This is a genomic window from Cobetia sp. 29-18-1 (assembly GCF_029846405.1).
Taxonomy (GTDB): domain Bacteria; phylum Pseudomonadota; class Gammaproteobacteria; order Pseudomonadales; family Halomonadaceae; genus Cobetia; species Cobetia amphilecti.
The window spans coordinates 103,563-124,232 of the sequence record NZ_JARWKS010000009.1; the positions used below are offsets into that span (position 1 = coordinate 103,563).

17 protein-coding genes are annotated in these 20,670 nt (G+C 63.6%); 9 read left to right on the forward strand and 8 right to left on the reverse strand.

Translation table 11 applies throughout. From position 1 onward, the window contains the following. Window positions 1–957, reverse strand: coding sequence for a glycine--tRNA ligase subunit alpha (glyQ, locus tag QD208_RS09145; RefSeq protein WP_107335756.1), 957 nt, complete (start codon window positions 955–957; stop codon window positions 1–3). Between the two features lie 169 nt (window positions 958–1,126). Here glyQ and rfaD point away from each other — a divergent pair, with 169 nt between their 5' ends. The 3 genes from rfaD (at window position 1,127) to QD208_RS09160 (ending at window position 4,143) form a co-directional block, all read left to right on the forward strand. Beyond that, window positions 1,127–2,083: an ADP-glyceromanno-heptose 6-epimerase gene (gene rfaD, locus QD208_RS09150; RefSeq protein ID WP_054556380.1), complete on the forward strand. Its 957-nt coding sequence runs from the start codon at window positions 1,127–1,129 to the stop codon at window positions 2,081–2,083. A 132-nt stretch (window positions 2,084–2,215) separates the two neighbouring features. Beyond that, complete coding sequence (gene waaF, locus QD208_RS09155; RefSeq protein ID WP_279836555.1) at window positions 2,216–3,235, forward strand: lipopolysaccharide heptosyltransferase II; 1,020 nt, start codon at window positions 2,216–2,218, stop codon at window positions 3,233–3,235. After that, entirely contained in the window at window positions 3,232–4,143 is a 912-nt protein-coding gene (locus QD208_RS09160; protein WP_279836557.1) for a hypothetical protein, read from the forward strand. The genes waaF and QD208_RS09160 overlap by 4 nt, the downstream gene beginning before the upstream one ends. Before the next feature lie 161 nt (window positions 4,144–4,304). Here QD208_RS09160 and QD208_RS09165 read toward each other — a convergent pair whose 3' ends face one another. From QD208_RS09165 to QD208_RS09180, 4 genes are all read right to left on the reverse strand, one after another. After that, a complete protein-coding gene (locus QD208_RS09165) occupies window positions 4,305–5,438 on the reverse strand; it encodes a glycosyltransferase family 4 protein (protein ID WP_279836558.1) in 1,134 nt (377 codons plus the stop codon). Window positions 5,439–5,440: 2 nt separating this feature from the next. Further along, entirely contained in the window at window positions 5,441–6,286 is an 846-nt protein-coding gene (locus tag QD208_RS09170) for a glycosyltransferase family 2 protein (RefSeq protein WP_082388690.1), read from the reverse strand. Between the two features lie 72 nt (window positions 6,287–6,358). Beyond that, on the reverse strand, window positions 6,359–8,365 hold the full coding sequence (locus QD208_RS09175; protein WP_279836561.1) for a DUF3413 domain-containing protein: 2,007 nt from the start codon (window positions 8,363–8,365) through the stop codon (window positions 6,359–6,361). 177 nt (window positions 8,366–8,542) lie between these two features. Beyond that, window positions 8,543–9,331 (reverse strand): 3-deoxy-D-manno-octulosonic acid kinase, encoded by a 789-nt coding sequence (locus QD208_RS09180; RefSeq protein ID WP_279836562.1) that lies wholly within the window; start codon window positions 9,329–9,331, stop codon window positions 8,543–8,545. On the opposite strand from QD208_RS09180, the gene QD208_RS09185 reads away from it, so the two are divergent. Genes QD208_RS09185 through waaA form a run of 3 tightly spaced genes read left to right on the forward strand, consistent with a single transcriptional unit; the run spans window position 9,330 to window position 13,248 of the window. Further along, entirely contained in the window at window positions 9,330–10,493 is a 1,164-nt protein-coding gene (locus QD208_RS09185; protein WP_153635005.1) for a glycosyltransferase family 9 protein, read from the forward strand. The genes QD208_RS09180 and QD208_RS09185 overlap by 2 nt on opposite strands. Continuing rightward, window positions 10,493–11,923 (forward strand): bifunctional D-glycero-beta-D-manno-heptose-7-phosphate kinase/D-glycero-beta-D-manno-heptose 1-phosphate adenylyltransferase HldE, encoded by a 1,431-nt coding sequence (gene hldE, locus QD208_RS09190; RefSeq protein ID WP_043331637.1) that lies wholly within the window; start codon window positions 10,493–10,495, stop codon window positions 11,921–11,923. The genes QD208_RS09185 and hldE overlap by 1 nt, the downstream gene beginning before the upstream one ends. Before the next feature lie 2 nt (window positions 11,924–11,925). Further along, entirely contained in the window at window positions 11,926–13,248 is a 1,323-nt protein-coding gene (gene waaA / locus QD208_RS09195; protein WP_279836564.1) for a lipid IV(A) 3-deoxy-D-manno-octulosonic acid transferase, read from the forward strand. Between the two features lie 136 nt (window positions 13,249–13,384). Here waaA and QD208_RS09200 read toward each other — a convergent pair whose 3' ends face one another. After that, complete coding sequence (locus QD208_RS09200; RefSeq protein WP_054556386.1) at window positions 13,385–14,161, reverse strand: DeoR/GlpR family DNA-binding transcription regulator; 777 nt, start codon at window positions 14,159–14,161, stop codon at window positions 13,385–13,387. Window positions 14,162–14,480: 319 nt separating this feature from the next. Here QD208_RS09200 and QD208_RS09205 point away from each other — a divergent pair, with 319 nt between their 5' ends. Then, entirely contained in the window at window positions 14,481–15,749 is a 1,269-nt protein-coding gene (locus QD208_RS09205) for a NupC/NupG family nucleoside CNT transporter (RefSeq protein ID WP_279836566.1), read from the forward strand. 349 nt (window positions 15,750–16,098) lie between these two features. Continuing rightward, the gene (locus tag QD208_RS09210; protein ID WP_279836568.1) at window positions 16,099–16,953 is read left to right on the forward strand and encodes an outer membrane protein OmpK; all 855 of its coding nucleotides are present in this window, start codon (window positions 16,099–16,101) and stop codon (window positions 16,951–16,953) included. 126 nt (window positions 16,954–17,079) lie between these two features. Here the strand turns inward: QD208_RS09210 and QD208_RS09215 are convergent, their stop codons facing one another. Both QD208_RS09215 and rpiA read right to left on the reverse strand, forming a co-directional pair. Then, window positions 17,080–17,805 carry a DUF3157 family protein gene (locus tag QD208_RS09215; RefSeq protein WP_279836570.1) on the reverse strand — a complete coding sequence of 242 codons (726 nt, stop codon included), beginning with the start codon at window positions 17,803–17,805 and terminating at the stop codon, window positions 17,080–17,082. 9 nt (window positions 17,806–17,814) lie between these two features. Beyond that, on the reverse strand, window positions 17,815–18,486 hold the full coding sequence (gene rpiA, locus QD208_RS09220) for a ribose-5-phosphate isomerase RpiA (protein WP_054556388.1): 672 nt from the start codon (window positions 18,484–18,486) through the stop codon (window positions 17,815–17,817). Window positions 18,487–18,723: 237 nt separating this feature from the next. On the opposite strand from rpiA, the gene ilvA reads away from it, so the two are divergent. Further along, window positions 18,724–20,247, forward strand: coding sequence for a threonine ammonia-lyase, biosynthetic (gene ilvA, locus QD208_RS09225; RefSeq protein ID WP_263643043.1), 1,524 nt, complete (start codon window positions 18,724–18,726; stop codon window positions 20,245–20,247). The last annotated feature ends 423 nt before the right edge of the window (window positions 20,248–20,670 follow it).

The following is a 20,670-nucleotide window of genomic DNA, read 5'->3' on the forward strand; positions in this document are numbered from 1 at the left end:
TTACGCGTCTCCCTCGGTAGTGGTGTCATCGGCGGCGAGCAGCTCATCACGCAGCGCCTGCGGGGCCAGCGGGAAGCCGGCGGCCTTGCGCGAATCGTAATAGGCGTGGGCCACATCACGGGCGAGAGTGCGCACGCGCAGGATGTAGCGCTGACGCTCGGTGACGGAGATGGCGTGACGCGCATCCAGCAGGTTGAAGGTATGTGATGCCTTCAGGACCTGCTCGTAGGCCGGCAGCGGCAGGTTGGCGGTCAGCAGCTTCTGGCACTCGCTCTCGCAGTGATCGAAGGCAGCGAACAGCTCCGGCACGGCAGCGTGCTCGAAGTTGTAGGCCGACTGCTCCTTCTCGTTCTGCAGGAAGACGTCGCCATAGGTCACGACGGAGCCGTCCGGCGCGGTGGTCCAGATCAGGTCGTAGACGCTGTCCACGTCCTGCAGGTACATCGCGATGCGCTCGAGGCCGTAGGTCAGCTCGCCGGTGACCGGGAAGCATTCGATGCCACCTGCCTGCTGGAAGTAGGTGAACTGGGTCACTTCCATGCCGTTGAGCCACATTTCCCAGCCGAGGCCCCAGGCGCCCAGCGTCGGAGATTCCCAGTTGTCCTCGACGAAACGGATGTCGTGGACCAGCGGGTCGATGCCCAGACGCTCCAGCGAGCCCAGATAGAGCTCCTGCAGGTTGGCCGGTGACGGCTTCATCACCACCTGGAACTGATAATAGTGCTGCAGGCGATTGGGGTTTTCGCCGTAGCGGCCGTCGGTGGGACGGCGGGAAGGCTGCACGTAGGCAGCGTTCCAGGTTTCAGGACCGATGGAGCGCAGGAAGGTCGCCGGGTGGAAAGTCCCCGCGCCAACCTCCATATCCAATGGTTGCAGGATGATGCAACCCTGTTCGGCCCAGTATTGCTGCAGGGCCAGAATCAGGCCCTGGAAGGTTTTCACGTCTGGCTGTGTCATTGGTGAAGCCCGTTGGCCCATGAATTCGAGAACTGCCGAGTATACAATCCCCGCTTATCGGGTTATAGGCCGCAGACGAAACCGAGTGCGTGCCATTTCCAAATTCTGATGTGTCGCGTTACTGAACGCGCGCGTTGCCTACAAGCCTCTAGAGGCTCTGGGAGCTCAAATGATCGTCGTTACCGGAGGCGCCGGCTTCATCGGTGCCAATATCGTCAAGGCACTCAATGACCGCGGCCGTACCGATATCCTGGTGGTGGATGACCTGAGTGACGGCACCAAGTTCGTCAATCTGGCGGACCTGACCATCGCCGATTACCTCGACAAGGACGACTTCCTGATTCGCGTCCAGTCGAGCCTGATGGGCGAGTATGCCGAGTTGCCGAAGATCGAGGCGATCTTCCACGAAGGCGCCTGCTCGGACACCACCGAGTGGGACGGCCAGTTCATGCTCGAGAACAACTTCGAGTACTCCAAGGTGCTGCTCAACTTCTGCGAAGCGAACCAGATTCCCTTCCTCTACGCGAGCTCCGCGGCGACCTACGGCGACAGCCAGGTCTTCAAGGAAACGCCGGAGTTCGAAGGTCCGCTCAACGTCTACGGCTACTCCAAGCTGCTGTTCGATCAGCACGTGCGTCAGCGCTGGGACAGCCTGACCACCCAGGTCGTCGGCTTCCGCTATTTCAATGTCTACGGCCCGCGTGAGCAGCACAAGGGCAAGATGGCCAGCGTTGCCTATCACCATCACACCCAGGTGAAGGCGGGCGAGAACCCCAAGCTGTTCGGCGCCTACGATGGCTACGATGCCGGCATGCAGAGCCGTGACTTCGTCTATGTCGGTGATGTGGTCGACGTGAACCTGTGGTTCCTCGATCACCCGGAAGCCTCCGGTATCTTCAATCTGGGTACCGGTCGCGCCGAGCCGTTCAAGGCGATCGCCGAGACCGTCATCGAGTACTACGAGAAGGGCGAGATCGAGTACATCGACTTCCCGGAAAACCTCAAGGGCCGCTACCAGAGCTTCACGCGTGCCGATATCGGCAAGCTGCGCAAGGCCGGCTGCAACGTCGAATTCAAGACCGTTGCCCAGGGCACGCGCGCCTATCTCGAATGGCTGAATCGCTGAGTCCGAGCACGTGTGGACCGAGCACGTGTGGATTGAGCGCGTGTAGATTGAGGGTGAGCGCCTGCCTCGCAAGGGCGATGGGGCAGGGCAAGCGCACCTGCAAGGAGGATTGGCCGTGAAGAGGAGCAAGGCATGAGTGAGCGCATTCTGGTGGTCGGGCCCAGCTGGGTCGGCGACATGGTGATGGCGCAGAGCCTGTTCATGACGCTGAAGCAGCGCTCGCCCGGCTGCCGGATCAGTGTGCTGGCGCCCGCCTGGTCGCAGCCGATCATCGAGCGCATGCCCGAGGTCGAGGAGGCACTGGCGTTGCCGGCGGGGCATGGTGATTTCGCCCTCAAGGCGCGCTGGCAGCTCGGGCGTTCGCTGCGTGGGCGCTTCGACCGCGCCATCGTGTTGCCGCGCTCGTGGAAGGCAGCGCTGGTGCCGTTCTTCGCGCGCATTCCGGTGCGGGTCGGCTTCACCGGTGAACAGCGCTATGGCCTGCTCACCGAGTGCCGCAAGCTCGACAAGTCGGTGCTCGATCAGACCGTCAAGCGCTTCACGTCGCTGGGCCTGCCCGTTGAGGAGGCCAATCCGCCGGTGGGCATCCCGGAGCCCGCTCTGGTCACTGACAGCGCCAATCAGCTGCGCTTGCGCGGCGAGTTGGGATTGGTGGCGCCGCCGGCGCCCATCATCGGCATGATGCCCGGGGCGGAATATGGCCCGGCCAAGCAGTGGCCGCTGGCGCACTTTCGCGCGCTTGCCGAGTCATTGACTCACCAGGGGGCCGAGGTGCGCATCTTCGGTGGCCCCAAGGATGTCGCGGCGGGGGAGGAGATCGCCCAGGGGCTTGCGGGCGTTCACAACCTGTGTGGCAAGACGCGGCTAGCGGATGCGGTGGACCTGATCGCCGAGTGTCGGGAAGTGGTCAGCAATGACTCCGGCCTGATGCATGTGGCGGCCGCGGTAGGGGCCCGTATCCAGGGCATCTACGGCTCCTCGTCGCCGCATTACACGCCGCCGCTGACGGCCAATCGCGAGATCCACTGGCTGGCGCTGGAGTGCTCACCCTGCTTCAAGCGCGTCTGCCCGCTGGGGCATACCAATTGTCTGAACCATATTGCTCCCGAGCGATTGTTGACGGCGATCTCGCTGGATGAGGATGCGCGGTGAACCTGCCGAGAAACCGTACGACGGATGATCTGATCCACCCGCGCATGCGCGGGGCCATGCAGCGTGCTCAGCGGATCGAGGCGCTGCGTGCCTGGTGCGAGCACCACCTGATACTGCCGTTCAGTCGTTGCTGGATGATGCGCTGGAAGCGCCAGCGTGCACGCCACCAGTCCCTTGAGCGCCGTGGTCTGCCGCGTCATGCGCTGGAAGACATGATGGGGCAGGAGGCGTTGACGGTCTGGGTCAATCCGCGTGAGTTGGTGCGCGACGTCAATTTCGGGCGTGACAAGCGCAACCGGCCATCCTCCAACGCCTTCATCTGGGATGGCGACTGGGACCTGCGGCGCGGCGCCTTCCGCTTCGGATCACGCTCGCGTCTGATGCGGGACCTGATCGAGCATGGCGATGACCTGACGGTGACGGAGCGCTATCAGCACTTGAAGGCCTTGCTGGAAGCGGGCAAGCCGTGGTCGTCACCGCGTGATGGGCTGTTGATGGATAGTGAGGAGCAGATTCTCGGCTATCTGCGCTGTTATCGCGGTTATCTGCAGGACATGGCCAGCAATGGCTTTCGTCAGGGGGTCACCAAGGACGAGATGGGCGTCGCGGTGACGCGTGAGGGTCGCCTGCTCAAGATCAACCGTGGTCTGCATCGTCTGGCCATGGCGCAACAGGTCGGTGTGCCCAGCGTGCCCGTCGTCATCAAGGCGGTACATCGGGAGTTCTGGGACAGGGTGACCGCTGGTGCCGAAGGCGATGAGGCCCTGCAGCGGCTGCAGTCTGCGCTGCGTGAGTGTCGCCCCGAAAGCGAACCAGGCCCGCTGGATCCCCGGGCCTATCCCGTGCTGGGTGTGGACGAGGGCTGGCCGGATCTGCGCGGCCTGGAGGACGCTGGTTCGCGCGCCTGAGTCGCTGACCTGCTGTTTGGAAAACGAAAAAAGCCCTGTTTCATTGTGATGTTTCACATGAAACAGGGCTTTTTTCGTTCTTTAGCCGAGCGATAGGTACCTGGACGATAGGTGCTTGTGGGCCAAGTACTGGGGCGATAAGCGTCCGAGAGGAAAGCGGACTAGCGTGCCAGCCGCTGATAAAGCCCCAGATAGGCCTCGCCCATGGCGCTGGGAGTGAAGCGTGCCAGATGCGCCCGCGCCCCCGCGACCAGCCGCTCCCGACGTGGTGCATCAGCGACGAGTGCCACGATGGTGGCAGCCAGTGCCTGTGCATCGCCGGTGGGCACCAGCACGCCGGTGCTGTCGTCATGCACGATATCGGGGATGCCATCCACATCGCTTGCGATGATCGGGACGCCGTGATCCATCACGTCGAGCAGAATCGAGCCGAGACCTTCGTTGCGCGACGGGAAGGCGAACAGATCGAAGGCTTCCAGATAGTCGCCGACATTGGTGTGGAAGCCTTCCCAGACCAGATTGTCGAGATCGGCACTTTCCGCCTTGAAGGCCGCTTCGTCCTCGCCGGCCCCCAGGCAGACGAACAGCAGCTGCGGGTGGCTGTCGCGCAGCCTGCGGGCCGCCTCGATCAGCACTCGCTGGCCCTTGTGTCGGTCCACCAGGGCGCCGACATGCCCGATGACGATGCGATCCCCTGCGGGAGTATTGCCGAAGCGCTGGCGTAGCTCGGCCACGGCTTGCTTGTCGCTGGGCAGGTGGGCGAGGGTGCTGGGGATCAACGCTGTCTCGCCCCATTGGCGCTCCCGCAGGTGAGATTCGATCACCGACGAAATCGCCACCCGGCAGGCGGCCGCGCGATAGGTCAGGCGATTGAACGGCTTGTCCTTCACCGGCTGGGGCACCCGGCGTGTCAGCAGGTAAGGCGTGCCGGTGAGGCGCTGATGCAGCCATGCCCAGTGCACGGCCTTGGCTTCGTGAGCATGCACGATATCGGCGCGGGGCTGGCCGAGATGGCCCTTGAAGCGTCCGCTGATCTCGATCACTTCCACCGTGATGGCAAGCTCGAGTGCCGCCAGTTCGCTGATCAAGGGCGAGCCCCGCAGGCACACCAGTGACTGGCGGATCGGCGCGCCGGCTTCGCCGTTCTCCCCCGGGCTTGCGCGTCGCGCCAGGTCCGCGATCAGGTTGAGCGTCTGGCGCTCCCCGCCGCGAAAGCCGCGTGCCAGATTGACATGGCGTACGTGAAGCGGGCGCGTCACACCTCGCGCGGCAGTCGGCTCACAGCTAGAGGTCATGGTCACCATACCTTGTTGAAATCTTCGGCCTCACGCACCTTGGCGTCGCGTTGGAATTCCAGCAGCTTGGCGTATTTCAGGTAGGCATTGACGCTGGCCGACAGCGCCACCGAGAAGCCATCGACGCCATCACGGAAGCCAGCCTGGAAGACGAACTTGCGCATGAAGGCATTGCTGGCATGCAGGAAGGGAGTGAAGGCGTTGGCGCGTTTTCCCTTCTGATACATGATCTTGGCGGCGCGGTTCGAGAAACGGCCACTGGCCTTGACGAACAGTTCACCGAGATTGGCGAAGCTGTAATGCTCGAGATCGGCGTCCAGCTCGCAGGGATGGTTGGCCTGCACCGAGCTGTGCTGACGCGAATCGCGGAAGGCGAGTTTCTCGCGGTCATACAGGCGCAGGCAGTAATCGGGATACCAGCCGGCATGTCGCACCCAGCGCGAGCCGATGAAGTTGCGACGGCGTAGCGCGAAGCCATCATGGGGCGTGCTGTCGAGTGCCAGTTCCCGGATGGCGCTGACGGCACCGTCGGTCAGGCGCTCATCGGCATCCAGAGACAGCACCCAGCGGTGGCTGGCATGGCTCGGCCCGACATTCTTCTGCGGCCCGTCGCCCAGGTAGGGTTGATCGATCACCACGGCGCCCATGTTGCGCGCCAGCTCGCAGGTGGCATCGGTGGAGCCGGAATCGACCACGATCAGCTCATCGCAGACCTGGGCCAGCGAGCGCAGGCAGTCCTCGATGTTGTGGGCTTCATTGAGGGTGATGACACAGCCGGTGATGGGCACCGCGGTGCGCAGCTTGCCATCGGGTGAAGGGGCGGCCGAGGCCTCGTCGCTCGTGTTCATGACGGTCTCTGTCTGAAGAGCGCCTGCAGCACGACGGGGTGGGGCAGGCGCCGATGGGACTCAGTGGCAGGCTCAGTTCGCGTAGAAGCGGCGCATGGCCTCCATCACTTTCATGACGGGGTTGGCGCCTTCGCCGAGCGCCTGCCGACGATTCATGTCGCCATCGTACACTGCATAGCCGCCGGTGCCTTCCAGTGCGTAGATGCGATCGCGCTGAATGATACCGAAGTCCTGATAGCTACCGGAGAGCACCCATTCGTTGTCGACCTCTGGTTGATGGTCGAGAGTGCGCAGCAGGTCATGGCCCATGCTGTAGTCGCTGGGGGGATTGCTGATGCCCATCACATGGCGTAGCAGTGTCGGGACGACATCATAATGCGCGGTGACGGGCGGCAGGGGCAGCTGGCTTCCATAGTGGCCGGCAGGAATGCCGGGGCCGCGCAGAATCAGCGGTACCTGGGTCTGGTAGCGAGTGAAGTTGCCATTGTGTCCCCAGAAATTCTTGCCGCTGTCATTGAACTCCTGAGCATGGTCACCGGTGACGACCAGCACCGTATTGTCCCACTCGCCGTGCTCTTTCAGGTCCTGAATCACGCGCGCCAATTGCCTGTCCAGATGATACAGCGAGTTCAGATACAGGTTGCGCACAGGCATCGGGTCGGTGTTGGGACCCAGTGTCAGATAGTCCATGCCGGTGGCGCTGGGCTGGAAGGGAGTACTGGCGCCTCTGGGTAGCGAGTATCCATGCGGAGCATCGTAGAACAGCACGCCCAGCCACGGTTTCAGCGCATGAGCGTCCTGCTGCAGCGCTGTCTGGCGGCGCTGGGCCTGCCAGGCGAGCCAGTCGGTCGTCATCACGCGGTCCCGCATGGCGGGGCTATCGCCCAGGGTGCGCAAGCGCAGATCTGGCACTTTCGGGAAGAGGCTGCGGTCCAGGCCGACACCATTGAAGCTTGCCGAGGAGAATAGCCCCAGCGGCCACTGGCGCTGCAGTGCCTGATTGACCAGCACGCTGCCCAGGCCGTCATTCTCCATCGGGGTGACGTAATTGGCGGTCAGGCCGGATAGCAGGCTGAAGAAACCGGTGCGGGTGCTGTTGCCGCCGGAGATGTGATCCGGGAAGTGCAGACCATCCGCCAGGGCGGCGTGCAAGTGGGGCATCGCCTCGGCAGTGAAGCTATCGGCGCGCCAGGAGTCGATCACCAGAAACAGGATGTTTGCAGGCTGGCCGTCGACACCTCTGCTGGTGATGACATCGTCATCCTGTTCAAGCGGTACGGCAGGATAGGCCAGCGAACCCGCCCCGAAATTCTGGATATGCACCTTGGCCGCTTCTGCAGTCCGGGCATCCAGCCACCCGTGGTCTTCCATGAAGTCGCGCGCTGTGGCGGGGAACAGCAGCGGGAAGGCGGGCGCTTCGCGTGTCACCTGCAGGTTGTGATGGGCATCCGACACGATGTGCTGGATGTGGCTTGCCAGCAGCATGAGGAACAGCAAGGCGTGCAGCTTGCCTGTCGGCAAACGGTGAGCGCGCTTGACTGCCGCAGGTCCACTCAGTCGATAAGCCAGCCCGCAGCAGAGCGCGATCAAGCCGAGCAGGGTGCAGGCTCCCAGTAACCAGGTCGTGGCATCGAACTCGAAGATTTCACCGTTGCTGTCATTGAGGAACATCGACAGCATGAAGCCGTTGAGATGGAAGCGGTACTGGGCATAGACGAGGCTGTCGATGATCAGTGCGCTCAATGCACTGCCGGCCAGAATGCCCGCAGGGAGCCACAGCCAGCGGCGAGCGCTGCGCGCGGGCAATATCATGCCGAGCAGGCCAAGTGGCAGCCACAGTAGCTGGGCAAGCAGTCCGTAGTGACCCAGCCAGGTGGTGGCCAGGTAGGCCCAACCGCTCAGGCTGGCGGCACTCACTCCTTGCGGGAGTGGGGTAAAGGGCAGATAGCGGGTCGCGACCAGCCAGATCAACACCAGGATGGCGAGAGAGAAGGTGGCGCTGTCGCGAAGATAGCGGCGGCGGCTATCACGAGGTCGGGCGTTGGCGGGCGCAGGCGAGTCAGGGGTCTTTGCGGTCATCGGTCATATCCGGCGGATAGGAAAAAGCGCGATAACCCATCAAGCGTGGGGAGCGGCAAGATAGTTATCATGCATAATATATTGTTAGCATGATATCTTGTTTTGCGCGCCGGATGACCACTTTGTCAGTAATAGAGTTGAACGGAGCGTCAGCAAAGAGTGGAACGGAGCGGGCGCCTACCCGTGATAGGCGCTGCGGATGCGGGTCAGGCACGCCGCATGATGTGTCGGGGTGAAGCGGGCCAACGAACGGCCCAGGCGGGAGAGATTGCTCTCGCGCCAGCGTGCATCCGTGGGAGCCTCGGCATGCAGCTGGCAGCGATCGAGATCGATCACGTAGACGCGTTCGCTTTCATCGATCAGCAGGTTGCGTGCGTTGAGGTCGACATGCTCGAGCCCGGCGTCATGCACGGCGCGGATGGCGTGACCTGTCGCGTCGAGCAGGCGAAGCAGGGCTTCGGGCAGCTCGGCCCCGTCATGCAGGTGCTGTGCTTCGAGGGCGATCAGGTCATCGGCGAAGGCGCGTGCGCCGGGAATCAGCACCGTGATCAGGGCGGCCTCGTAGGTCAGGCCATGCCGCCACACGCAGGCACCGACGGGCTCTGGCACCGGCAGCCCCTGGCGATACAGACGCTCCGTCAGGCGCAGTTCAGCGAAGGCACGGGTGCGCTCAAGGCCGGTGTAGAGGTAGCGCTGACTGGCGAGCTTCGCGATCAGGCCGCCGCGACGATAGGGGCGCAGTGCCCAGCGGCGAGCCGGTGTCGCGGTGGTATTGGCGGGTTGCAGTTCGGCGGGCAAACGACGGACATCGAGGAACAGACTCGCCCCGCGCCCCGGCGCTTCGCCGGTCACGGCGTCGTGTTCACGCCAGAACGATGGCATGAACCAGTCCGGCGTCATTTGTGGCGCTGTTTCGCCATCATATAGAATGTGGGCATTCTCATTTCGGAAAACTGCCATCCGCATGAAGCATCCTCTCCCTGCCCAGCCCGCACATATCTGCGTGCTCCGGCTCTCCGCTCTCGGCGATGTCTGCAATCTTGTGCCAACGGTACGCGCCTTGCAGCGTCAGTGGCCTGAGGCCCGCATTACCTGGATCGTCGGCAAGGGGGAGCACAGTCTACTGTCCGGCCTGACCGGGGTCGAGTTCGTGGTCTATGACAAGTCCACCGGTCTTGCGGGCATGCGCGCCATCTGGCGACAGCTCAAGGACACGCACTTCGATGTGCTGCTGCACATGCAGCAGGCACTGCGTGCCAGTGCGCTGTCGCTGGGCCTCAAGGCCAAGGTGCGCATCGGTTACGACCGTGCGCGTGCCAAGGACTGGCAGTACCTCTTTACCTCCCATCAGCTGGCCCCGCGAGAGCGCGCCCACGTGCTGGAGTCGTTCATGGACTTCGCGCGTACGCTGGGTGTCGAGGACTGCCGCCTCGACTGGCGCCTCGATGTGCCGCCCGAGGCTTACACCGAAGCCGCACGCGTCACCGGTGAGGCGCCGTATCTGATCATCAGTCCGTGTGCCAATCCGCGACTGCGCAACTTCCGCAACTGGTCGCCGGAAGGCTATGCGGCGGTCGTCGATCATGCCTGGCAGCAATATGGCATCCGCAGCGTGATGACCGGTGGCGGCAGCCCGCAGGAACGTGAAATGGGCGCGCGCATCAAGGCGCTGGTCAGCGAAGGCGCGGTCATCGATGCCATCGGTGGCACCTCGCTCAAGGGCCTGCTGGCGATGATCGATCGCGCCGTGGCGGTGATCGCGCCGGATTCCGGCCCGGTGCACATGGGCAATGCGCTCAACACGCCGGTGATCGGTCTGTACGCCACCACCAATCCCGAGCGCGCGGCACCGTACTGCTGGCAGCATCTGGTGGTCAATCGCTATCCGGACGCCGTGAAGACCTATCTTCACAAGCAGATGGACGAGATCAACTGGGGTCAGCGCGTGCGCCATCAGGACGCCATGAGCCTGATTCGCGCCGAGGATGTCATCGCGCGCCTCGCTGAGTTGCTGGCGGACACCGATGGCGTCATTCGCGGCCAGAGCTGCGAACGTCTGCCGGTCGCGGCTGTCTCCTCTACGGATACCTCTTCTTCCCAATCCCCCTCTGCACGCGGAGACGCCTGATGAAGCTTGATCTGACTGCGCTTGAACAGGCTCGCCTGCTGGTCGTGGGTGATGTGATGCTCGACCGCTACTGGCACGGTGGCACCTCACGCATCTCGCCGGAAGCGCCGGTACCGGTGGTACGAGTCGGCGAGAGCGAAGACCGCCCCGGCGGTGCCGCCAACGTCGCGCTCAACATCGCCTCGCTCGGCGCACACGCCACCCTCGCGGGCGTGGTCGGTGAGGATGACAACGCCGCCATCCTTACCCGCGCGCTGGAAAACGCCAATGTCATCACGCGCTTCCAGGCCAGTGACAGCGTGCCGACCATCACCAAGCTGCGCGTGATGAGCCGCAATCAGCAGCTGCTGCGCCTCGATTTCGAGGAGCCGCTGCACGAGGTGGATACCAGCGCGCTGGTGAGCCAGGTCGAGGCTGAGCTGGGCGCCAGTGGCGTGATGATTCTCTCCGACTACGGCAAGGGCTCGCTGAATCAGGTCGAGGCGCTGATCGCCGCTGCGCGTGCGGCGGGCAAGCGTGTGCTGGTCGACCCCAAGGGCAGTGATTTCTCGCGCTATCGCGGCGCCAGCATCATCACCCCCAACCTGACCGAATTCGAGACCATCGTCGGGCCGTGCCGCAGCGATGAGGAACTGGCCGAGAAGGGCGAGGCACTGCGTGCCGAGCTCGAGCTGGAAGCCCTGCTGGTGACGCGCAGCGAGAAGGGTATGACCCTGATCCGCGAGGGCTATCAGCCGCTGCACCTGCCGACGCATGCGCGTGAGGTCTACGACGTCACCGGTGCCGGCGATACGGTGATCGGCGTGCTGGGCCTGGCGCTGGCGGCCGGTCACGCCTTCCCGGAAGCCGTGATGCTGGCCAACCTGGCCGCGGGTCTGGTGGTCGCCAAGCCGGGTACCGCGACCCTGTCGGTGGCGGAGCTCTACACCGCGCTGCACGGCGACAAGCTGGCAGAATTCGGCGTGATCCAGGAGTCCGCGCTCATCCCGGCAGTGAAGGCCGCCCAGGCACGCGGCGAGCGTGTGGTGATGACCAATGGCTGCTTCGACATCCTGCACGCCGGTCACGTGGCCTACCTGCAGGAAGCGGCACGCCACGGCGACCGCCTGATCGTGGCCGTCAATGACGACGACTCGGTGGCACGCCTCAAGGGGCCGACACGCCCGATCAACCCGGTGCTGCGCCGCATGCAGGTGCTGGCGGGCCTCGGTGCAGTCGCCTGGGTGGTGCCCTTCAGCGAGGACACCCCGGCACGCCTGATCGAGGCCGTGTTGCCGGATGTGCTGGTCAAGGGCGGCGACTATCGTCCCGAAGAAATCGCCGGGGGAGAGGCAGTGATCGCCAATGGCGGTGAAGTCCGCGTGCTCGGTTTCGAGGACGGCGTGTCCACCACCGCGATGATCGCCACCATTCTCGATCGCGAGGACTAGGCGTGAGCCTTGCCCGCGGCCTCTACAGCACCGCGCTGACCCTGCTGTCGCCCCTCATCTGGCAGCGGGTCTGGCGCGAGCACGATGCCCAGCACCCGCGGATGGAGCGGCTGGGTATCATCCCCTCCACGCCGAACACCACGCCCGACAGTGAGCGCCCCATCTGGCTGCACGCCGCCTCGCTGGGCGAGGTGGTGATGGTGGCGAGTCTTGTCGAGGCACTGCGTCAGCGCTACCCACGGCGCCCGCTGGTGCTGACGACCATGACAGCCACCGGCGCTGCACAGGCTGCACGTCTGCTGCATACGCCGCAGGGCTCGCCCGAGCTTGCCGCAGCCCGTCATCATTATCTGCCGCTGGATTTTCCGCTGAGCGCGCGGCGCTTTGTTCGTCGGCTGCGTCCGGCGCTGGCGATCATGGTGGAAACCGAGCTGTGGCCCAATCTGATGGCCGCCTGCGCGCGGGATGACATTGCGCTGTGTGTCATCAATGGCCGCCTGTCACCGCGCGCCTTCCAGCGCTATCGCAGGATCGGCGCCCTGATGCGCGACAGTCTTGCTCACGTCAATGGTCTGTCGGCCAAGTCGCAGCAGGATCTGGAGCGTTTCATGGCGCTTGGCCTGCCGCCAGCGCGTGGCACGGCCGTCGGCTCGCTCAAGTTCGAACTGGAGATTGCTGAACAGGTCATTGCCGATGGCCAGGCGCTGCGCCAATCATTCGCGCAGCGGCCGGTATGGATCGCCGCCTCGACGCATGACGGCGAGGATGGCCAGATACTCGCGGCGCATGCCGCGGTACGTGACCAGCACCCTCAGGCCTTGCTGCTGTTGGTGCCACGCCATCCACAACGCTTCGAGGCAGTGGCCGCTCAGGCGGCGCAGTGGTGTCAGGCGCGCGGCGAGAGCAGCCTGCGGCGCAGTGCCATGTCAGAAAGCGGCACCGAGGTGGCTGACGCCGCATCGGTGCTGGTCGGTGACAGTCTCGGGGAATTGCTGACGCTGTATGCGGCCAGTGATATCGCCTTCATCGGCGGCAGTCTGGTGCCCATCGGCGGGCACAACCTGCTCGAGCCCGCTGCGTTGGGGCTGCCACTGCTGAGTGGCCCATCGCTGGACAACTTCAGCGAGATTGCCGAGGTGATGACCGCGGAAGGCGCGCTTCAGGTCATCGCGGATGACGCGGCATTGGCGGAGGCGGTGAATACTTTGCTCTCGGATCAGGCCGCGCAGCAGATGGCAGGCCAGGCGGCCAGCCAGGTCGTGGAGCGCAATCGTGGCGCGCTGAGTGGCACCTTGGCGATGCTCGAGCACCACCTGCCACTGTGACGCCCCCGCGCACGCAAAGTGTGCATTGACTGTCTGGTCAAACAGAAAACGCCGCACAATCGTGCGGCGTTTTCTGTTTGTCAGTAGTCTGGCGCTGCGAGTGGCCTGACTCCTTCCTGTGAAGCAATCGATAGGCTCAGCAGTCGACAAGCTCGGCCGTCACGCCCATTTCTGCCTCCAGCGCCCCCAGACAATCACGTGCGGCGGGGCTGGCATTGCTGATCACCACATCAAAGTCACTCAGCGGGGCGATGAAGGCGGGGCGCACCATCTCGAACTTGCGCGCATCGACGATCAAGAAGCGCTGCATTGCGCTTTCCAGAGCGGCCTGCTTGGCCGCGACCTCATGGAAATGGAAGCAGCTGACGCCTCGCTCGGCATGCACTCCGCCCGCCGAGAGAAAGGCCTTGTTGATGCCGAGACGGCGGATGGCCTCCGGCATGTCGGTGGCGGTGAATGACTGGGTGGCCGGGTGAAATAGCCCCCCCAGCATCACTAGCCGCACCCCGGGCAGATGGCCGACTGCATTGGCCACGTTCAGGGCGCAGGTCACCAGGGTCAGCGTCTGCTGGCGGTCGATGGCGGCCGCCAGATGGACCAGCGTGGTGCCGCAATCCACGTACAGGGTGTCGCCGTCCTCGATATGACTGGCCAGCTGCTGGCACAGCGCTTGCTTGATCGGGGCGCTGGCGTCGATCTCGCGATCCAGGCGATAGACGCTGCCGGCGGATGAATCGACCAGCAACAGGCGGCCACCCAGAATTTCCAGCAGTCCGTTGCTGTGCGCCACGTCGCGACGAATGGTCATCTCCGAGACGGCGCATAGCTGTGCGGCGTCGCTCAGTTGCAGAGGGCTGCCTTCGCGCAGAATGGCCTGCAGGCGGTCGAGTCGGGCGGCGCTGTGATTGTTCATGCGGCTTTTGTCCTTTGGTGCCGGTTCCGATGAGGGAGCGTTGGCGAAAAACTGGGCGGAAGCGCCACGTCCCACGTCAGAAGCAGATGATAAACCACTGACACACAGGGAGAACCTCAAAAATGCCCCTGACACTGCCAGTCTGGCACTGGAAGACAAGTGGGCGTGAGGTAAAACGGACGTATTGACTATTTGGTCAGGCTGTGACTTTTTGAACATGGTGAGAATGCAGGATAACACTGCACGACGTTGAGAACGGGTCGTCGCAGCCCTGCACGCAGCACCCATAACAACCACAAGAACCCTCAGGATCTTCCCAATGAATCCCCTCATGAGTCTCGTCGGGATGGCTTCGCTCATCCTCATTGCCGTGGCGCTGTCGTCGAATCGACGCGCCATTCGCCTGCGCACCGTGGGTGGTGCCTTTGCCATCCAGCTGGCCATCGGCGCCTTCGTGCTCTACACCTCCTTCGGCCAGGGAGTGCTGGCCGGTGTCTCCGGTGCCGTCAGTCAGGTGGTCAACTATGCCGATCAGGGCATCAACTTCCTGTTTGGCAGCCTGGCCAATCCGGGCAGTGGTGTCGGCTTCATCTTCGCGGTCAAGGTGTTGCCGATCATCATCTTCTTCTCGTCGCTGATCGCGGTGCTCTACTACCTCGGCATCATGCAGTGGGTGATTCGCCTGCTGGGTGGCGGCCTGCAGCGTGTGCTGGGCACGTCGCGTACCGAGTCGCTCTCGGCCACGGCCAACATCTTTGTCGGTCAGACCGAGGCGCCGCTGGTGGTCAAGCCGTATCTGGCCAGCATGACGCGCTCCGAGCTGTTCGCGGTGATGTGCGGTGGCCTGGCCTCCGTCGCCGGTTCGGTGCTGGGCGGCTATGCGGCGCTGGGCATTCCGATGGAGTACCTGGTGGCGGCATCGTTCATGGCCGCGCCCGGCGGGCTGCTGTTCGCCAAGCTGCTGTTCCCGGAGACGGAGAAGCCGGACGACTCGATCGCCCTCGCCGATGCTGCCCTCAAGGATGAGGATGCGCCCTCCAATGTGCTGGACGCTGCGGCCTCCGGTGCGTCTTCCGGCCTCAAGCTGGCGGCCAATGTCGGGGCGATGCTGCTGGCCTTCATCGCGCTGATCGGCCTGATCAACGGTATTCTCGGCGGCGTGGGTGGCTGGTTCGGCATGGACACGCTGAGTCTCGACATGATTCTCGGCTGGTTGTTCGCGCCGCTGGCCTTCCTGCTGGGCGTGCCGTGGAGCGAGGCGACCCTGGCGGGTTCCTTCATCGGCCAGAAGCTGGTGGTGAACGAGTTCGTCGCCTACATCAATCTGGCGCCCTACCTCAGCGGTGACAGCATCGTCGCGGCCACCGGCGCGGTGATGACGCCCTACACCATGGCAGTGCTGTCCTTCGCGCTGTGCGGCTTCGCCAATCTGTCGTCGATCGCCATCCTGCTGGGGGGGCTGGGCAGCCTGGCACCGACACGCCGTCATGAGATCGCAAGCCTGGGGCTCAAGGCGGTACTCGCCGGCACGCTGTCCAATCTGATGTCGGCGGCGATTGCCGGTTTCTTCCTGGCGCTGGCGGCCTGATGCATTCCTCGCTCTCCGCCCGGTCAGTCGACGGGAGACATCCTGCCGGCATGCGCCGGGCGGCAAGCGAGGAGGCATCGGGATGTCAGCTCGGGGAAGCCGGGGGTGACAAGGTGCCTGGCGAGAGTGTGAAAAGGTTCACATTGTCGTCGAAGGCACGTTGATCACCCCCGAAATGTTGCTCTGTCGTTTTTGCGAGGAAGTGCTAACATCGCCGCCTTTCCAGACTGGGCCCCGTGCGAGTTTCACTCCCGCGCCTTCGTCGGACTTCATAGCGACAAGACCCGCTCAGCGGGCAAGACCACAAGAATTCGAACAGTCTCAACATTCAGGACAGGATCGTTACGCGATGACCATGCTCAAGACCCTCGCGGCCAGCACTCTGGCTGCCACCACGCTGCTGACCGCTGCAGCACCGGCGCAGGCTACTGACTTCAATGGCGATATCCACGCCAATGATTACAAGTGGCTGACCTTCAACCTGATGCGCAGTGAAGACAACCGCCTGCCGTTCCGCAACAGCGAAGATACCTACCTGGAGATGGAGTTCGGCGGCCGCTCGGGCATCGTCGATCTCTACGGGTATGTCGACTTCTTCGACCTGCTGGACGACAGCTCCGATGACCTGAACGACGGCGACAACTTCTTCGCCAAGCTGGCGCCGCGCTTCTCGCTGGACGCCATGACCGGTTACGACCTGTCCTTCGGCCCGGTGGATGAGCTCTACATCGCCACCGTCACCAACATCGGTGACAACGGCGCATTCGGCGGTCTGTGGGAGCACTACGTCGGTCTGGGCAGCGATGTGCAGGTGCCGTGGTTCGGCAAGATGGGCTTCAACCTCTACGCGCGTTACGTGCGTGAGAACTACGGCGGCGAAGACGAGAGCAAGTGGGACGGCTACATGGCCTCCACCAACTGGTTCAAGCCGTTCGTCAACTTCGATGATGGCAGCTTCATCGCCTATCATGGCTACCTGGACTACAAGTTCGATGCCGACGAAGTGGGCAGCCAGGCGGGCCGCAGCGTCAACAGCATGGAGTGGTTCAACGGTATCTACTACCACACCCAGCGCTATGCGATCGGCTATGGCCTGAAGTACTACAACAACATGGCGTTCTTCACCGATGGCTCCACTGCCACCGGCGTTCGCCAGGACACCACCGGCTTCGGCAACTACTTCAGCATCAACTACAAGTTCTGATCACCGCTTCGCTCTCGCTGAGCGACCGGCGTTAAAACAGAAACGGGAAGCCCCTCAGGGCTTCCCGTTTTTCGTCTGGCTGCTGTGGCATCTGACGCCTGGAAGCTGGCATCCGGCATCCGGTGATCAGCGGAACTCCACCTCGGTGACTTCCACGCGCACCAGCTGGCGTGACCACTCGCCCTCCGGCAGCGAGACGCGTACCTCGCGGCTATCGCGTGTCTGGCCGGGACGCAGGTAGGTCTGGGGCAGGCGATATTCCCCGACCCACAGTGGCACCTCACGCGTCGCGAGCAGATGGCCATCATCGGCATACAGGCGCAGTCTGGCCTGCACGCCGATGACACTCTGGCCGGCCGTGTTGTCGAGACTGAACTGCAGAAGCGCCTCGTCATCCTCTTCGCTCACCGAGGACAGACGCGCGACCAGACCATCGCGGTGGCCTTCACTCAACAGCCGCGGATTGGCCAGCGCGCTGCGGTTGAGGCGTGACGCGCTGTCAGGCGCTGCGTTGCTTGCACTGGTAGAGGCCACGCCGGCTGATGGTGAGGTCGAGTCGCCAGCCGGAGCGACCGCCGCCGTCACCGGCACGGCCGTCGAGGTCGGCACCAGCGCGCTGCCAGCGCCAGTTTCCACGGACGGTCGTGTGGCCGGGGCGGAAGCGGCCTGTACCTCATCCAGCTGATATTCCCAGCTGTGGTCCGGCTTGAGCAGGATCTTGACGCCACTGTCGAGCGTCACGGTGACTGGCTGGCTGATCGGCAGGCTATCGGCCAGCGCCAGCGGACTTGCGCTGGCTGCCAGCAGCAGTGCGGTCGCCAGGCGCAGTCGTGGGCGCAGATTCGTCGTCATGCCAGCTCCTCAGGCAGTGATGCGTTCGACGCCACTTTCGCGTCCCACCAGCAGCACATCGGCACCGCGTGCCGCGAACAGGCCATTGGTGACGACACCGACGATGGCATTGATGCGCGCTTCCATGGCGATCGGGTCCTCGATCAGGAAATTGTAGCAATCGAGGATACGGTTGCCGTTGTCGGTCAGCACGCCATCGCGGTAGACCGGGTCGGCGCCCAGCTTGACCAGCTCACGTGCGACATAGGAGCGCGCCATCGGAATGACTTCCACCGGCAGCGGGAAGCCGCCGAGAATATCCACCTGCTTGGAGCCATCGGCGATGCACACGAAGCGCTCGGCGCAGGCCGCGACGATCTTCTCGCGGGTCAGCGCGGCGCCGCCGCCCTTGATCATCGCCAGGCGCGGGTCGATCTCGTCGGCACCGTCCACGTAGACCGGCACGGTGCCGACATGGTTGAGTTCGAAGACGTCGATGCCATGGCCCTTGAGGCGCTCGGCAGTGGCTTCGGAGCTGGCGACGGCGCCGGCGAAGTCGTGGCGCACTTCCGCCAGCGCATCGATGAACAGATTGGCCGTCGAGCCGGTGCCGACGCCGATGATGGTGTCGCGGCTCAGCAGTGGGCGAATCTCGTCAAGGGCGGCGCGGGCCACGGCCTGCTTCAGCTCATCCTGGGTCATGTGATACCTCGGGTCGGTGGGGCGGTGGTGAAAGTGGGCATTGGCGCGGTCTTCCCCGCGTGGCCAGCAGTTTACCGCCGGCAGGCACTGGAAAACGGCTTGACGTGAAGCGCAACGCCGGAAAACGCCACATTATAACGGCAAACCCGGCGATGGCGCTGGACGCTCTCGCCAGCGGTCTGATAACAATGGGGGTTCGGTCGCGCTCATGCGGCCCGCGCTGTGACACATCAGGACATTCCTATAATGCTCGAACATTACGTCAAGAAAATCCTGTCGGCTCGTGTCTACGAAGCCGCCCATGAAACTCCGCTCTCGCCGGCACCCTTGTTGTCGCGTCGTTTCGGCAATCACATCTTCATCAAGCGTGAAGACCTGCAGCCTGTCTATTCCTTCAAGATTCGCGGCGCCTACAACAAGATGGCCCAGCTGACGGATGAACAGAAGGCGTGTGGCGTGATTGCGGCCTCGGCCGGCAATCATGCGCAGGGCCTGGCGATGGCGGCCAAGCTGATGGGCGTCAAGGCAGTGATCGTGATGCCGCGCATTACGCCGGAAATCAAGGTGCAGGCCGTGCGCGAGCGCGGCGCGCGGGTGATTCTCAAGGGCGACGCCTTCCCCGAGGCACTGGCCCACGCGCGTACCCTGATGGATGAGCACGGCTATACCTTCATCCCGCCCTATGACGACCCGGATGTCATTGCCGGTCAGGGCACTGTCGGCATGGAAATCCTGCGTCAGCATCCCGGCAAGATCGATGCGATCTTCGTGCCGGTCGGGGGCGGTGGCCTGATCGCCGGTGTCGCGGCCTACGTGAAGTACCTGCGCCCCGAGATCCGCGTCATCGGGGTCGAGGCGGAAGATGCCGCCTGCCTCAAGGCCGCCATGGAAGCCGGCGAACGCGTGGTGCTGGACCAGGTCGGCGTGTTCGCCGAGGGCGTGGCGGTCGCGCAGATCGGCGCGGCACCGTTCGAGCTCATCCAGCACACCGTCGATGAGGTCATCACCGTCAATACCGACGAGATGTGTGCAGCGGTCAAGGATATCTTCGAGGATACGCGCGCCGTCTCCGAAACCAGTGGCGCACTGTCACTGGCGGGCCTCAAGAAATACGTCCAGCAGTCAGGCGCGGAAGGGGAGACGCTGGTGTGCATCAACTCCGGCGCCAACACCAACTTCGATCGCCTGCAGCACATTGCCGAGCGCACCGAGCTGGGTGAGCAGCGTGAGGCGATTCTGGCCGTGACGCTGCCGGAGCGCCCGGGGGCCTACAAGCAGTTCTGCAAGGTGATCGGCAAGCGCATGGTCACCGAGTTCAACTATCGCTATGCCAACCCGGAGGAAGCGCATGTCTTCGTCGGCGTGCAGGTCAAGCCGGGCGGTGAAGACCGCGCCGCTGTGGTCGAGAAGCTGCGTGAGGCGGGCTATGCGGTGGAAGACCTGACCGACAACGAACTGGCCAAGCTGCACACGCGTCATCTGGTCGGTGGACGCACGACCAGCGATCTCGAGGAAGAGGTCTATCGTTTCGAGTTCCCGGAGCGCCCGGGCGCCCTGATGAATTTCCTCACCCACCTGCCGGCGGACTGGAACATCTCGCTGTTCCACTACCGAAACCACGGCGCGTCGCATGGGCGGGTGTTGATCGGCATGCAGATCCCCAATGGCGACCGCGCGCGGGTCGAGGAATATTTCAATGAGATCGGCTATCGCTTCTGGAAAGAGAGCGACAATCCCGCCTACCGCCTGTTTCTGTCCTGAGCGAGGCAAGCGATGGGGCGATGATGGCTATATGAGTCATTGGCGTTGAAGGCGGCGAGCTGAGGCGCAGCTCATCATGCTTCATTGGTCATATTCGTGGAAGGAAAAGCCCCGGCCTTCGCGTGGAAGGTCGGGGCTTTTTCATGCGTATCCGGCGGGCATGCCGCAGGAAATTCCACATTTCATGCCAAGCGCGAAAAAGAACGGTGTTTTTGACGGAAGCCCTTGTCGGCTGGGGCGAGCAGACATCAAAAGCTGCGTGGAAAAGCGTCCATTCAAACGATTGCATGGTGATTGTCATACAGAAGTCAGATGCCTATCATCTGGTCACTGTCAGGAAGACAGTCATCGACAACCGTCACGCGAAAGCCACTGACGATATAAGAAGAAGCCCGCTCTCATGAAACGTAAGCCCGATCTGGT

Excerpts from the sequence above, each read along its gene's own strand:
- glyQ (WP_107335756.1), bottom strand. The coding sequence starts at position 957 with ATGACACAGCCAGACGTGAAAACCTTCCAGGGCCTGATTCTGGCCCTG.
- rfaD (WP_054556380.1), top strand. The coding sequence starts at position 1,127 with ATGATCGTCGTTACCGGAGGCGCCGGCTTCATCGGTGCCAATATCGTC.
- waaF (WP_279836555.1), top strand. The coding sequence starts at position 2,216 with ATGAGTGAGCGCATTCTGGTGGTCGGGCCCAGCTGGGTCGGCGACATG.
- QD208_RS09165 (WP_279836558.1), bottom strand. The coding sequence starts at position 5,438 with ATGACCTCTAGCTGTGAGCCGACTGCCGCGCGAGGTGTGACGCGCCCG.
- QD208_RS09170 (WP_082388690.1), bottom strand. The coding sequence starts at position 6,286 with ATGAACACGAGCGACGAGGCCTCGGCCGCCCCTTCACCCGATGGCAAG.
- QD208_RS09175 (WP_279836561.1), bottom strand. The coding sequence starts at position 8,365 with ATGACCGCAAAGACCCCTGACTCGCCTGCGCCCGCCAACGCCCGACCT.
- QD208_RS09185 (WP_153635005.1), top strand. The coding sequence starts at position 9,330 with ATGAAGCATCCTCTCCCTGCCCAGCCCGCACATATCTGCGTGCTCCGG.
- QD208_RS09180 (WP_279836562.1), bottom strand. The coding sequence starts at position 9,331 with ATGCGGATGGCAGTTTTCCGAAATGAGAATGCCCACATTCTATATGAT.
- hldE (WP_043331637.1), top strand. The coding sequence starts at position 10,493 with ATGAAGCTTGATCTGACTGCGCTTGAACAGGCTCGCCTGCTGGTCGTG.
- QD208_RS09200 (WP_054556386.1), bottom strand. The coding sequence starts at position 14,161 with ATGAACAATCACAGCGCCGCCCGACTCGACCGCCTGCAGGCCATTCTG.
- QD208_RS09205 (WP_279836566.1), top strand. The coding sequence starts at position 14,481 with ATGAATCCCCTCATGAGTCTCGTCGGGATGGCTTCGCTCATCCTCATT.
- QD208_RS09210 (WP_279836568.1), top strand. The coding sequence starts at position 16,099 with ATGACCATGCTCAAGACCCTCGCGGCCAGCACTCTGGCTGCCACCACG.
- QD208_RS09215 (WP_279836570.1), bottom strand. The coding sequence starts at position 17,805 with ATGACGACGAATCTGCGCCCACGACTGCGCCTGGCGACCGCACTGCTG.
- rpiA (WP_054556388.1), bottom strand. The coding sequence starts at position 18,486 with ATGACCCAGGATGAGCTGAAGCAGGCCGTGGCCCGCGCCGCCCTTGAC.